The sequence below is a fragment of the Chitinophaga flava genome (assembly GCF_003308995.1).
Lineage (GTDB): Bacteria > Bacteroidota > Bacteroidia > Chitinophagales > Chitinophagaceae > Chitinophaga > Chitinophaga flava.
The window spans coordinates 2047203-2061163 of the sequence record NZ_QFFJ01000002.1; the positions used below are offsets into that span (position 1 = coordinate 2047203).

8 protein-coding genes are annotated in these 13961 nt (G+C 49.6%); 7 read left to right on the plus strand and 1 reads right to left on the minus strand.

The features are described from left to right. Positions 1 to 22 precede the first annotated feature (22 nt). The 5 genes from DF182_RS24435 to rpiA all read left to right on the plus strand — a co-directional run bounded on the left by DF182_RS24435 (position 23) and on the right by rpiA (position 9681). A complete protein-coding gene (locus DF182_RS24435; RefSeq protein WP_113618402.1) occupies positions 23 to 1546 on the plus strand; it encodes a RagB/SusD family nutrient uptake outer membrane protein in 1524 nt (507 codons plus the stop codon). Positions 1547 to 1615: 69 nt separating this feature from the next. After that, entirely contained in the window at positions 1616 to 4723 is a 3108-nt protein-coding gene (locus DF182_RS24440; protein WP_113618403.1) for a glycoside hydrolase family 2 TIM barrel-domain containing protein, read from the plus strand. Continuing rightward, positions 4716 to 6668, plus strand: a complete 1953-nt coding sequence (locus DF182_RS24445) for an MGH1-like glycoside hydrolase domain-containing protein (protein ID WP_113618404.1) — start codon at positions 4716 to 4718, stop codon at positions 6666 to 6668. Before DF182_RS24440 ends, DF182_RS24445 begins: the two co-directional genes overlap by 8 nt. Positions 6669 to 6679: 11 nt before the next feature. After that, positions 6680 to 8983: an aminotransferase class III-fold pyridoxal phosphate-dependent enzyme gene (locus tag DF182_RS24450; RefSeq protein WP_113619713.1), complete on the plus strand. Its 2304-nt coding sequence runs from the start codon at positions 6680 to 6682 to the stop codon at positions 8981 to 8983. A gap of 17 nt (positions 8984 to 9000) precedes the next feature. After that, a complete protein-coding gene (gene rpiA / locus DF182_RS24455; RefSeq protein ID WP_113618405.1) occupies positions 9001 to 9681 on the plus strand; it encodes a ribose-5-phosphate isomerase RpiA in 681 nt (226 codons plus the stop codon). On the opposite strand, the gene DF182_RS24460 is transcribed toward rpiA, so the two are convergent. Then, positions 9645 to 10943 (minus strand): MFS transporter, encoded by a 1299-nt coding sequence (locus DF182_RS24460; RefSeq protein WP_113618406.1) that lies wholly within the window; start codon positions 10941 to 10943, stop codon positions 9645 to 9647. The genes rpiA and DF182_RS24460 overlap by 37 nt on opposite strands. A gap of 270 nt (positions 10944 to 11213) precedes the next feature. Here DF182_RS24460 and DF182_RS24465 point away from each other — a divergent pair, with 270 nt between their 5' ends. After that, on the plus strand, positions 11214 to 11405 hold the full coding sequence (locus DF182_RS24465) for a cold-shock protein (protein WP_078668260.1): 192 nt from the start codon (positions 11214 to 11216) through the stop codon (positions 11403 to 11405). 302 nt (positions 11406 to 11707) lie between these two features. Then, entirely contained in the window at positions 11708 to 13942 is a 2235-nt protein-coding gene (locus DF182_RS24470) for a helix-turn-helix domain-containing protein (RefSeq protein ID WP_113618407.1), read from the plus strand. The last annotated feature ends 19 nt before the right edge of the window (positions 13943 to 13961 follow it).

A 13961-nucleotide genomic window follows, 5' to 3' on the forward strand; every position in this document is an offset into this window, starting at 1 on the left:
TTTTGTCTGTAAAAAAACGATTATGAAAAAGTCTTTGTTATATATATCATTATTATCCGCAGCCATGGTATTTTCTACCGGCTGTAAAAAGGAGCTGCTAAACCAGAACTCACCGGATAAACTGACCTCAGACAACTTCTGGACTACCCGTGAAAGAGCCATTACCGGCCTCTCGGCAGCCTATTCCAGAATAGAGAGTTTTGCCGGATGGGACAACTTCATCGAAGCCCGTTCCTGCCGCGAATACTACCGCGAAGATTTTGTGGAACCTGGTAGCGATGCCTACAACTACAGCTGGTGGATGGAGATATACAACTACAGCTATAATTCAGGCAACTACGCCATAGACCTGCTCTGGAAAGATAACTACCGTGGTATCAACTTTACCAACCAGGTGCTGGAAAATGTGGCACTCATGAACAACAGCCAGATAGATGATGCCAGCAAAAGCATGATCCTGGCGGAAGCCCATTTCCTGCGTGCCTACTACTATTTTAAACTGCTCACTAACTTCGAAAAGGTGATCCTTCGTGATAAGGTGCCTAATGGCGAAAATGATCTGCCCAAAGTACCTTCTTCCCGTAATGAAGTTTGGGACGCTATCATCGCCGACCTGAAAGCCGCTGAGCCCGGACTGCCGCTGCGCGGAGACAGGCCCGCTACTGAGCTGGGACGTGTTACCAAAGGCGCTGCACAGGCTTATCTGGGTAAAGTGCTCATCTACCGCGCAGGAGAAGATAAGGGTAATGCAAAGGCTTATTTCACCGAGGCTTCCACCTGGCTGAAAAAAGTGATCGACTCCAAACAATACACCCTGATAGATAACTACCTGGGAATGTTCAACGGTACACTGACCAACTCAGCTGAATCTGTTTTCGAACTGCAGCAGACGATGGACGAAGCAAACGGCGCTTACTACAAATCACAGCTGAGCGACTGGATTGCTGCTTCAGAACTGGGTGGTTACGGAGAGATCTACGGTACCCAGAAACTGCTGACAGAAATGCTGAAAGAAGGAAAAGTAGCTACCGATGGTTTATATGACCATCGTGTATACAATACCGTTTTCTTTAAGGATGATTATTTTAATGATGCTGCCAATCCCCGTGTATACGGAAAAACTTACGATAAAGTGTTTGAAAACAACACTGTCGCCTTCCGTAAATGGATTCCTGCCAGCCTCGACCTGCTGGGCAATCCTGTTGCCATCAACATGCCCATCATCCGTTATGCTGATGTGAAGCTGTTGTATGCAGAAGCACAGAATGCCATAGGTTTCCCTGACCAGGCCCTGATACAGATCAATGAGGTGCGTGCCCGCTCCGCCATGCCGGCACTGCAGCTTGCCAATACCACGGATGTGTTTAACCAGCTGGTACATGAAAGAACGATGGAGTTCACGCTGGAAAGCAGCCGTTTCTACGACCTTCGCCGCTGGGGCATGCTCCAGCAGAAAATGCAGGACGCAGGAAGAACTTTTTCAACGGATAAAAGTTATTACCCGCTGCCACTCAAGGAAACACAGAACAACCCACTGGCTAAATAGCCATATTCACAACGGTTAAAAATTCCCGCCGGCAGCTGTGAGGCTGCCGGCGGTTTATACCACGGTACCATGAAGAAACTATTATCAGCTTTGTTGTTTTTGCCGGCGGTATTGCAGGCCCAGTCCAATGATTGGGAAAACCCGCAAAAGCCGTCTGAAAACACGTTATACCCGCACGCTCACTTTATTCCCTATCCGGACGCTGCTGCAGCCCTGAAGGGAGACAGCTCTCCTTTTACCCTCTCACTGGACGGCATCTGGAAATTCCACATGGCGGCCAATCCTGCCGCCCGTCCCAAAGGATTTGAACAACCCAACTATGATGTCAGCAGCTGGAAAACAATCCGGGTACCGGCCAACTGGCAAACGGAAGGTTATGCCCCCTATATCTTCACCGATGTAGAATATCCTTTTCCACCCAATCCTCCTTTTGTTCCCAAAGAAGAAAATCCTGTAGGCTCCTACCGGCGTAGCTTTCAGCTGCCCGTTTCCTGGAAGGGGAAACAGACGTGGCTGCATATCGGCGCTGCCAACGCTTTTGTATATGTATGGGTAAACGGTAAATATGCAGGCTTCAGTAAAGACAGTAAAACCCCCGCCGAATTTGATATCTCTGCATATGTACAGCCTGGCAACAATAACGTTTCTCTCCAGGTGTTCCGCTTCAGTGATGGTTCCTACCTCGAAGGGCAGGATATGTGGAAACTCAGCGGCATAGAAAGAAGCGTGTACCTGGTGGCGCGATCACCCTTATGTATATACGATTTTTTTGCCAAACCACTGCTGGTAAATGATTATAAAGACGGCTCCCTCCAGCTGGACCTCGCACTGAACAAACTACCGGCCCTCACGGACAAGGATAAACGTATCCGTATATCCCTGCAGGACAAAGGCAATACGATATTCTCAAAAACACTGCCTGTAGGCAGTGATAGTCTGTACCACCTGCAACAGTTATTACCTGGTATCAAAGCCTGGAATGCCGAACAACCCAATCTTTACCAGCTGGTCATTACACTGGAAGATAAACAAGGTAAGCCTGTCGAGAGTATAACCCAGGCCATCGGCTTCCGTAGCGTTGAAATAAAAAGAGGACTGCTCCTGGTAAATGGTAAACCCATTATCATCAAAGGGGTAAACCGCCATGAGCACGATATGCGTAATGCAAAAGTGGTTGACAAAGAAGGGATGCTGAAGGATATCCGCACCATGAAACAATATAATATCAATGCGATGCGTGCCAGTCATTATCCTAATAGGGAGGAATGGTATGCGCTCTGCGACCAGTATGGTATTTATGTGGTGGATGAAGCAAATATAGAATGCGATGGCATGAGCATGCATCCGCTGAAAACCCTGTCAGACAAACCCGAATGGAAGGCGGCCTACATAGAGCGTACCCGCCGCATGGTGGAAAGAGATAAGAACCATTGCAGCATCATCACCTGGTCGCTGGGTAATGAAAGTGATTTCGGCGAAAATTTTATCGATACCTACAAATGGTCCAAACAACGGGACAATACCCGTCCGGTACAATATGAAGTGGCCCGCAATACCCCCTGGACGGATATCGTGGCGCCCATGTATAAATCCATTGCCTGGATGCAGGAATATGTGCGGGAATACCGTGACCGCCCCGTGATCCAATGTGAATATGCCCATATGATGGGCAACAGCGGAGGCAATCTCCGGGATGACTGGGAGCTGATGCAAAAACATGATCAGCTGCAGGGTGGCTTTATCTGGGATTTTTCTGATCAGACATTTTTGCAACACGACTCACTTGGAAGGGCTATCTGGGCCTACGGCGCAGATATGGGCACTGTAGGTGCTACCAGCGATACCAGTTTTTGTGCAGATGGTATGCTGGCTGCCGACCGCTCTCCGCATCCGCAGGCTTTTGAAGTAAGAAAAGTGTATCAGCCGGTGCAGTTTGCGCCGGTAGGATGGTCCGCTAATCTGTTGCAGGTCCGCAATCGCTACGACTTTAACCTGCTGGACAACATTACATTAAGCTGGGAACTGAAGGGAGATGGAAAAGTGATAGCGTCTAAAGTGTTACCATACCGTCATCTGCAGCCACATCAGCAGGATACTTTACGTATAGACCTCCCCGTTATAAACCCGCATCCGGGTACACATTACTACCTGCATGTAAAGGCTGCCCTGAAAAATGCAGACGGCCTGTTACCCGCCGGCTTCATCGTTGCCACGGATCAGTTTGAACTGCCATGGTATACACCGGTGGCCACCCGGCAGGTGAAAGGCCAGGCCCTCCAGGTGAAGCCCTCCGCTAACGGCTGGGAAATTGGTAACGGACTGTTTACCGCCACCATCCGTGAAGGATGGCTGGAACAGTTTGCGGTTAACGGTACCGGCTATATGCAAAAAGCATTAAGGCCTCACTTCTGGCGCGCCGCTACCGACAATGATATCGGCAACAGTCAGCAGATGCGCTGTGCCGTATGGCAACATGCAGGTGACAGCTCCCGCCTGTTGTCTGCCCGTATTGTCCGCCAGGACCCGCAGCAGGTGGAGATACAGGCCATGCACTGGCTGCCGCTGGCAGATGCTCACTACGGTATAGACTATACGATATATGCCAACGGTGATATCAAAGTGAATGTTCGTTTCCTTCCAGGAGATAGCATATTGCCGGAGCTGCCCCGCATGGGCATGCGCATGGTACTGGCGCCGACACTGGATAAAGTGACCTGGCTGGGCCGTGGCCCCTTTGATAACTATCAGGACCGCAAATATGCAGCCGACGTTGACGTATATACGCTTCCTGCCGACTCCCTGTTTCATCCCTATCCCCGTGCACAGGAAAGCGGCTACCGCTCCGACGTGCATTGGATGGCGCTGCGTACGGCCGCCGGCAACGGCTGGATGGCCCGCAGCGACTCCTTACTCAACATGGGGGTGTTACACTTCGATATGGACCGGCTGAATTTTAACCGCCATCATAATGTACATGGCGGCTCTATGTACAACGACCCGCTCATCTGGTGGAATATAGACTACCAGCAGGCCGGCCTGGGCGGCGATAACAGCTGGGGCGCCAAACCACATGCTCCCTACACCCTGATATATAAACCATATCAATATAGTTTTATATTGAGACCTTTGCAGTCAGGTGATGAACCAATAGAAAAGGCGAAAGAGATATATGAGTAAATTAAAATGGCTGCTGGCGCTGCTATTGATACAGCAGACAGCCCAGGCACAACGGAACCACTTTGCAGATGTACTGGACCTGCACTACACTGTAAAAGACAGTACTAAAATAGCAGGCACTTTTTTTTCAGACATGGGAGCCTGGCATGCTTATGCTTTGCCCCAACCTGGTAATGGCAACGGCTTCACCGGTCCGCTGCTGATGGATATGAAAGGGGAGTGGTTATCTGATGCCATCGCACAACTGCACCTGTACACAGAAGGAAAAGAACTAACATTACAGCAGGACAGCACTACGACCCATTATTATCCGGGCCTGTTGCAGCTGGGATACACTGCCGGCGCCGTAAAGGTGCAGATGCAGCTCATTTTCACCGGCAAGCGGGAAGCGATGATACAGACCATCGTTCGTAATACCGGCAAGGCGCCGCTGTCCTTACTGGTACAGTGGCAGGGGCAACCGAAATTAAAACGGGCACAGATCAGTCTTGCAGATAATGGTATCAACATCGCCGTAGCAGGTACCCCGCATAGTTTCCGCCTGCAATGGTGGTCACCTTTGCCCTGGAATATCCGTTCCTCCGGCACCGGCTATATAGCAGAGAAAATGGTGAAGCTACCAGCAGGCAGCCAGCTGGAAGATCTGCAAACACAGACTTTTATACCGGAAGGGGCGATACCTGCGGCATCACCGGTGAAACCGGTATTCAGCACCGCGCTGCAGCAAAACGAACAACGCTGGAATGGTTACGTTAAGCAGCTGTTTCTTCGTATGCCCTTCACCGTTAAAGATCGTTTTCGCAGCCGGCTGGCCGTAAAAAGCATGATCACCCTGCTGACCAACTGGCGCAGTGCTTCCGGCCATATTCGCCATGATGGTGTATTCCCTTCTATTTCCTACCAGGGCTTTTACGGCATCTGGTCCTGGGATAGCTGGAAACAGGCCGTAGGACTCAGTTATTTCGCCCCCGAACTGGCTAAAGACAATATCCGTTCCCTGTTCGATTATCAGGCTGCATCCGGCATGGTACCTGACTGTATCTATGCAGACAGTACAGAAAACAATTTCCGCGATACTAAGCCCCCATTGGCCGCCTGGGCGGTATGGGAGGTATATAAAGCTTCCAGGGACACGGCCTTCCTCCGTGAAATGTATCCTGCACTCGAACGTTACCATGCCTGGTGGTATGCTGAAAGAGATCATGACCACAATAACTTGTGCGAATATGGCGCTACTGATGGCACCCGCATCGCGGCAGCCTGGGAAAGCGGTATGGACAATGCTGTCCGCTTTGATAAGGCAAAGATGCTGAAGAATGCGCCGGGAGCCTGGTCGCTCGATCAGGAGTCAGTAGATCTCAACAGTTATCTGTCTAAAGAAAAAACAATACTCGCTCAGATCTGCACCGTGTTACAACAATCAGACGAGGCCACCGTCTGGCAGGAGAAAGCCGGCGTACTGAGCCGGCAGATCAACCGCGTATTCTATGACGAAGCCTCCGGCTTTTATTATGACCGCCAGCTGGGCGGTGAGCTCATACGTGTCAAAGGCCCTGAAGGATGGATTCCGCTATGGGCAGGCATTACACCAGAACCTTACGTAAAAAATATAACAAAATACCTGCTGGATACCACTGTTTTTAATACATTAGTGCCCCTGCCCGTGCTGGACGCAAGTGAAAAGGCTTTCGATCCGCAACGGGGCTACTGGCGCGGGCCCGTTTGGATAGACCAGTTCTATTTTGCTGTCGCCGGCCTGAAGCAATACCGGGAAGAAGCCGCTGCCCGGGCACTGACAACAAAACTGTGGCAACATGCAGAAGGGATGAATGACAACAAACCCCTGCATGAAAACTATCACCCGCGTACCGGCAAAGGCCTGAATGCAGGGAATTTCAGCTGGACGGCAGCGCATGTGCTGATGTTGCTGGCAGACAAACTTTAATATTGAATGTTATGTTGTATACTTTTTCAGCAGCCGGAGTGGAAAATCTGCTCAGGGATCATTACGGTCTGACCGTTACTGCCAAAGAACTGGAAGGTTATGAGGAAGCTAATTTTCTGGTAAAAGATGAACAGGGTAATGCCTGGATTTGCAAGATAGCCGGAGATGATCATGCTCCTGCTTTTCTGGATGCCCAGGTGCGTATTCTCGACCATCTTGCTGCCAGCGAGGTGAAAGGATATTTCCCGCAGGTAGTGAAAAACACGAAGAAGGAAGCGGTGACCCACCTCATTTTCCCGGAAGAAATACATTATCTCCGCCTCTACACCTGGCTGGAAGGCCAGCCGGTTGTTACGGTAACGGGTACACGTGATATATATGCTTCCTGGGGCAGCCTCCTCGGTAAAATGGATAAAGCATTGGAGGACTTCTCTCATCCTGCCATGCACCGCGAAATCCGCTGGGACGTGGCCCGTGCACTCGATGCCCGCGACCAGCTGCACTGCATCAAAGATCCGGAGAAAAAGCGGCTGGCCGCTTATTTCCTGCTGCAGTTTGAGATGGAAGTACTGCCACACCTGCATCGTCTGCGTAAAGCATATACACATAATGATGCCAACGATTATAATATACTGGTACGTGATAACATCGTCAGCGGCCTGATTGATTTTGGAGATATGGTATACACCGTGCTGGCCAACAATGTGGCCATCGCCTGTACTTACGCCATGCTGGAAGCTACAGACCCTATGGAGGCCGCAGTAGCCCTGGTTGCTGCTTACCATCAGGTTTATCCGCTCACGGAAACAGAAACAGACCTGCTGTATTACCTGATAGCCGGACGTTTATGCATCAGCGTTACCACCTCTGCGGAGAAAGCTGCCGCCGGCAGTGACAACGATTTTCATTTTATCACGGAAAATGGTGCATGGAAGCTGTTGACTAAACTGATCACCATCAATCCGCTGGCCATGCAACAGGCTTTCCGCACCGCCTGTGGTTTTGCGCCGGTGATCGATAACGCGGCAGACTATACGCCGTTGCTCGCAGACCGGAAAGCTCATATCGGTCGCAACCTGAGCATCAGCTACAAACAACCGCTGAAAATTGTACGTGGCGCACTGCAGTACCTGTATGATGATAAAGGTCGTACATTCATCGATTGCGTGAATAATCCCAGCCACGTAGGCCACTGTCACCCTGTGGTGGTGAAGGCTATACAGCAGCAGGCCGCCCGGCTCAATACCAATACAAGATATCTGCATGATCACCTGGTTGACTATGCCAACCGGCTGATTGCCACACTGCCGCCTTCTCTGGAGGTATGTTACTTTACCAACTCCGGCAGTGAGGCCAATGATCTGGCCATCCGCATGAGCCGCCACTATACGCGGCAAAAAGATGTCATCGTACTGGACCACGCTTATCACGGTACCTCTACGGTAGCCATGGAGCTGAGCCCGTATAAGTTTGACGGTAAAGGTGGTTTCGGAAAACCATCCCATACACATAAAGCACTCAACCCTGATATGTTCCGTGGTCCTTACCGCGCAGACGATCCACAGGCCGGAGAAAAATATGCTGCCGATGTAGACCGTATCATCGCCGAGCTGAAAGGAGAGGGAAAAGGCCCTTCTGCCTATATCTGCGAAACCTTGCTGGGCGTAGGCGGACAGATACCGCTGCCTCCGGGATACCTGAAAGCCGTATATGCGTCAGTGAAAGCTGCCGGCGGCGTGTGCATCGCAGATGAGGTGCAGGTAGGCTTCGGCCGTGTAGGCGATGCCTTCTGGGGATTTGAACTACAGGAAGTAACCCCGGATATTGTCGTGTTGGGTAAACCGATCGGTAATGGTCATCCGCTGGCGGCAGTAGTGACTACCCGCGCCATTGCAGATGCCTTTAACAACGGAATGGAATATTTCAACACGTTTGGAGGTAATCCGGTTTCCATGGCCACCGGTCTGGCTGTGCTGCAGGTGATTCAGGAAGAAGGTCTGCAGGAACATGCAAGGGTTACCGGCAACTACTTTATGGAAGGGCTGCGTAAGCTGAAGGAAAAACATGCTATTATCGGCGATGTACGTGGTCATGGTTTCTTTATCGGAGCCGAGCTGGTACGCGATCGTACTACGCTGGAGCCCGCCGTACCTGAAATTGATGTCATCGTGGAAGCAATGAAACAACGTGGTTTCCTGCTCAGCACAGACGGACCTTTGCATAACGTGCTCAAGATAAAACCGCCAATGGTGTTCAACAAGGAGAATACAGATTCCTTGCTGGCCCATCTCGACGAAGTATTGTCTTCCATGTGATTCCTTATATTTGTTGCATGCAACAACAGGACCTGGCAAAAAAGGCCGCCGGAGAAAAAGCGGCCGAATACATCAAACCGGGTATGACCATTGGTCTGGGTACCGGTAGTACGGCCTATTATGCGATTATGCGTGTAGGCGCACTCGTGAGAGATGGTATGCCGCTTCGTGCGGTAGCCACCTCCGAACAATCGGAGCTGCTGGCAAAGGAACAGGGCATTCCCATCATCTCGTTCAGTGAAGTAGATAAAATAGATCTGGACATCGATGGGGCTGATGAGGTAGATGAGCATTTCCGCCTGATCAAAGGCGGTGGTGGCGCGTTGCTGCGGGAGAAAATCGTGGCGGCCGCATCATCTGAAATGATCGTCATTACCGACGAGTCCAAGTATGTAAAACACCTGGGCCGTTTTCCGTTGCCGGTAGAGATTATTCCTTTTGCCTGGGAGCTGACCTTTAAAAGGCTTATTGCCCTGGATGCAGCACCGGTGCTGCGTACCAGAGACGGCCGTACTTTCGTGACAGATAATGGCAACTATATACTGGATTGCCATTATGAAAAAATAAAAGACCCGGCTGGATTACACCAGCAGCTAAATGATATCCCTGGCGTAGTGGAGAACGGTTTGTTCCTGCACTACGCCAGTCGGCTTATTATCGGTTATGCAGATGGTTCTGTAAAATCCTTATCAAGATAGGAGCTGCGTTTGGTGTCCCTCGCTGTAATATATACCAGCAGAGAAATAAAAATACAAGCTGTTACATACCAGTAAAACCAGGATTCATGCCCTATCTTCTTAAAATAGAGGGCAATGGGCTCTGCTGTACCTCCAAAGAGGGCTACGGTGATAGCATAGGGGAAGCCCACGCCCAGCGCCCTTACCTCTGCCGGAAACATCTCTGCTTTTACCACCGCATTAATGGATGTATAACCACTTACAATGACGAGCGCTGCCAGGATGAGCCAGAAGGCGGTCCATTCGGAACTGGTCTGGCTAATGGTGCTCAAAATGGGCACAGTACACAGGGTGCCCAGCACGCCAAACCCTATCAGCAGCGGTTTTCTGCCAAATATGTCTGAAAGCCAGCCGAATAAAGGTTGCAGTACTGCATATATCAGCATCACGTAAAAAGTGATGGTGGTGGCTCGTTCTATGGTAAGATGTACTGTATTGACCAGAAATTTCTGCATGTAGGTAGTATAGGTATAGAAGGCGAGGGTGCCACCCATTGTAAGACCTATTACCGTAAAGGCTGCCCGGGGATACTGCTGGAAAAGGGCTTTCACCGATCCTTTGTTGGTCGATGTTTTATGTTTTTCGAAAGAGCCGGACTCCTGCATGTGAGTACGAAGATACAGCGCGAAGAAAGCGAGCAGGGCGCCAATGACAAAGGGAATGCGCCATCCCCATTCGTGCAGCTGGGCAGGGGAGAGGAACACCCGCTGCAGTAGCATCTGTACGCCGAGGGCTGTCAGCTGGCCACCAATCAGGGTTACATACTGGAAACTGGAGTAGAATCCGCGGCGACTGGCCGTAGCTACTTCGCTGAGGTAGGTGGCCGATGTACCGTATTCTCCGCCTACGCTGAGGCCCTGTAAGAGCCTGGCTACCAGCAGTAAAGCGGGCGCGGCTACCCCGATACTATTATAAGAAGGTGTAAAAGCGATGAGCATGGAACCCAGCGACATCAGTAAAACAGACAGTGTCATCGAGGCTTTACGGCCTTTCTGGTCCGCGATCCGGCCAAACATCCACCCACCGATAGGCCGCATCAGAAACCCTACCGCAAAGATGGCAGCCGTATTCAGCAGCTGTGCAGTGTAATTTCCCTTCGGAAAGAATACCGGAGCAAAATACAGTGAAAATGTAGTGTAGATGTACCAATCGTACCATTCTACCAGGTTGCCGGCCGAACCGGTGAGGATGGCCCTTATACGCCAGGCGTCAGTATTTTTCATATAGGTACCAAAAATATATAATTTAATTGGGCTTTTATCCGGTCAGGTTTGTGTTAAGAAATCCTGAAAAGTGATACATGCAGCGAAAAAAGTTTGGCCAGTACAGGACAAACTGTTATCTTCGTCCCGCTTCTTAAGAATATTGTATTTCAATTCTGTTAGTGATCTCCGGGTACATTCAGCTTTTTTCTTACATTTTTTCTTCTAGTCGCCCAGGTAGCCGCCTGTTTAATAATGGCGAAAACGAGTTCACAATTAAATATTATATAAATGCAAACAGGTGTAGTTAAATTTTTTAATGAAGCTAAAGGTTTTGGATTCATTAAAATCGAAGGTACAGGACAGGAAATTTTTGTTCACGTATCTGGAATTAAAGAAAGCATCGGCGAAAACGACCGCGTAGTATTCGACGTGGAAGAAGGTAGAAAAGGCCCGAATGCTGTTAATGTAAGACTGGCATAACTTTTTTTGATATTAGTTTTGTTGGACTGCCCTGGCTTTGTGCCGGGGCAGTTTTTTTTATTCCCAGGACTGAAGTCCTGGGCTATGTTTTATTTGGGCAACGACGAGGCTTTATGAATAAGCAGGCTTTTATTTCTCCATTATAAAAAACATCTACAAAAAACATTCCTCTCAATTCCTAAACCCCGTCTTATCCCCCAACAAACATAGCCCAGGGCTTCAGCCCTGGGAATATTGTTATATTCATCAACTATCTTCCCCAAACAAATAGCCTATATTTGCAGTTTCAATTTTAAAATATCATGCCCCAACCTGATAGTACAAATATCATCTTCCACCTGGCGGCAGATTTCATTAACCAGACGAACCGCCATGTCTTCCTGACCGGTAAAGCCGGCACGGGCAAGACTACGTTCCTCAAACATATCAAAGAACAGACGAAGAAGAATACGGTGGTGGTAGCGCCTACCGGTGTTGCAGCGATCAATGCCGGCGGGGTAACCATGCACTCCTTTTTTCAGTTGCCGTTTGGCCCTTTTATTCCGGGTAGCAAACGTGGCTTCGGTATGGATGAGATCAGCAGCACAGACAAACACAGTTTATTCCGCAACATCCGTTTTACCAACGATAAAAAAGTCCTCTTACAGGAACTGGAACTACTCATCATCGATGAGGTGAGTATGGTGAGATGTGATATGCTCGACGCTATAGACACGATCCTGCGGCATTTCAGAAACAAACCGTTGCAGCCTTTTGGTGGCGTGCAGGTATTGTTTATCGGTGACTTATATCAGTTGCCGCCGGTAGTGCCGGATGCGGAATGGCAGCTGTTGTCGGAGTATTACAAGAGTTCTTTTTTCTTCGATGCCAAGGTTATCGAACAGGCACCCCCGCTGTATATCGAGTTGAAAAAGATATACCGGCAAAACGAACAGCTCTTCATTGATGTGCTGAACCGTGTCCGTAACAGCGAGGTGGAGGAAGATGATCTGATGATGCTGAACGACCGCTATGATCCTTATTTTAAGGGAGAAGAGGGGGAATATATCGTATTGTCTACGCATAATCGTAAGGCAGATGATATCAACTCCCGTCGGCTGGCAGATATGCCTGGTAAGCTGTATCGCTTTGAAGGTATGATAGAAGGTGATTTCAGTGACAAGGCCCTGCCTACGGAACTGGTGCTTCAGCTCAAGATAGGAGCACAGGTGATGTTCCTGAAAAACGACCTGGCACAGCCCCGTCGTTATTACAACGGTAAAATAGCCACCGTAAAGGATATCAGTGATACTGAGATTACTCTCGTGTTGTCCGGCAATCATGAAGAGCTGAAACTGGAAAAGGAAACCTGGCGCAATATCCGCTATTCCTATAACCAGGAAGACAACAGTATTGAAGAAGAGGAGATCGGCAGTTTTACGCAATTCCCGATACGGCTGGCCTGGGCGATCACTATCCACAAAAGCCAGGGGCTTACGTTTGAAAGGGCTATCATCGATGCCGGTTATGCATTCGCTCCCGGACAGGTGTATGTGGCACTGAGCCGCTGTACTTCGCTCGAAGGGCTGGTATTGCATTCCCGCATTACTTACGGTAGTATCAAAACAGACCGGCAGGTGATTGAATTTGCGGAGAAAGAAGTAGCAGCAAACGAACTGGTGGTACTGCTGGAAATGGAAAGGAAGAAATTTCAGGCTACTTCACTACTGCAGTTGTTCGACTGGTACAGGATGCAGGCCAACGTAAGAAGTCATGCGGTATGGATTCAGGATAAAAAAGTGCCCGATATCGATGAGGCGCTCCAGTTGAGCCGCCGGCTGTCTGCTAAAACAGATCAGCAGCAGGAGGTGGCCAATCGCTTTGTGGTGCAGCTGCATCTGTTGCTCGATACTACGGTACAAACCGGAGAAACAGACCAGCTGGAAGAGCGGGTGACCAAGGCTATCGGTTACTTCACCCAAAGCATATACGAAGAGCTGATCAAGCCTTTGCAGGAACATATTGCGGTAGTGAAAAAGCAGAAGTCAAAGAAGTATCTGTTGCAGTTGATGTCGCTGGAAGCTGACTTCTGGCACAAGCTTCAGCAGATATGGGAAGTGTCTTATGCAGAGCTGAATTTTACCAAAGGACTGAAAGATTATTTGAAACTCAGGGAAGGGGAAACCGCTTCTGATGGAAAGAAGGAAACGGTGAAACCCGCAGCAAAAGGGAAGGTAGAACGGGGTAGCAGCCGTCGTGGTACGCTGGAACTATATCTGGGCGGAAAAACAATCCCGGATATTGCGGTGACACGGCAACTGGCTGTCAGTACTGTAGAAAGCCATTTGGCGCAGTGTGTAGAGGCCGGAGAACTGGACCTGTACCGCTTCGTGCAGGAATCAACAGTCAAACTGATTGTATCTCACATCCGGGAACTGGGCGCCACCGCCGCAGGCCCTATCAAAGAACGGGTAGGCCCTGCCGTTACTTTCGCTGAAATCAGGGCTGTGCAATGGTATCTTAAAAAACAACAGGAAGAACAGATTATGAAAGATTAAAAAGATTAAAAAAACAACG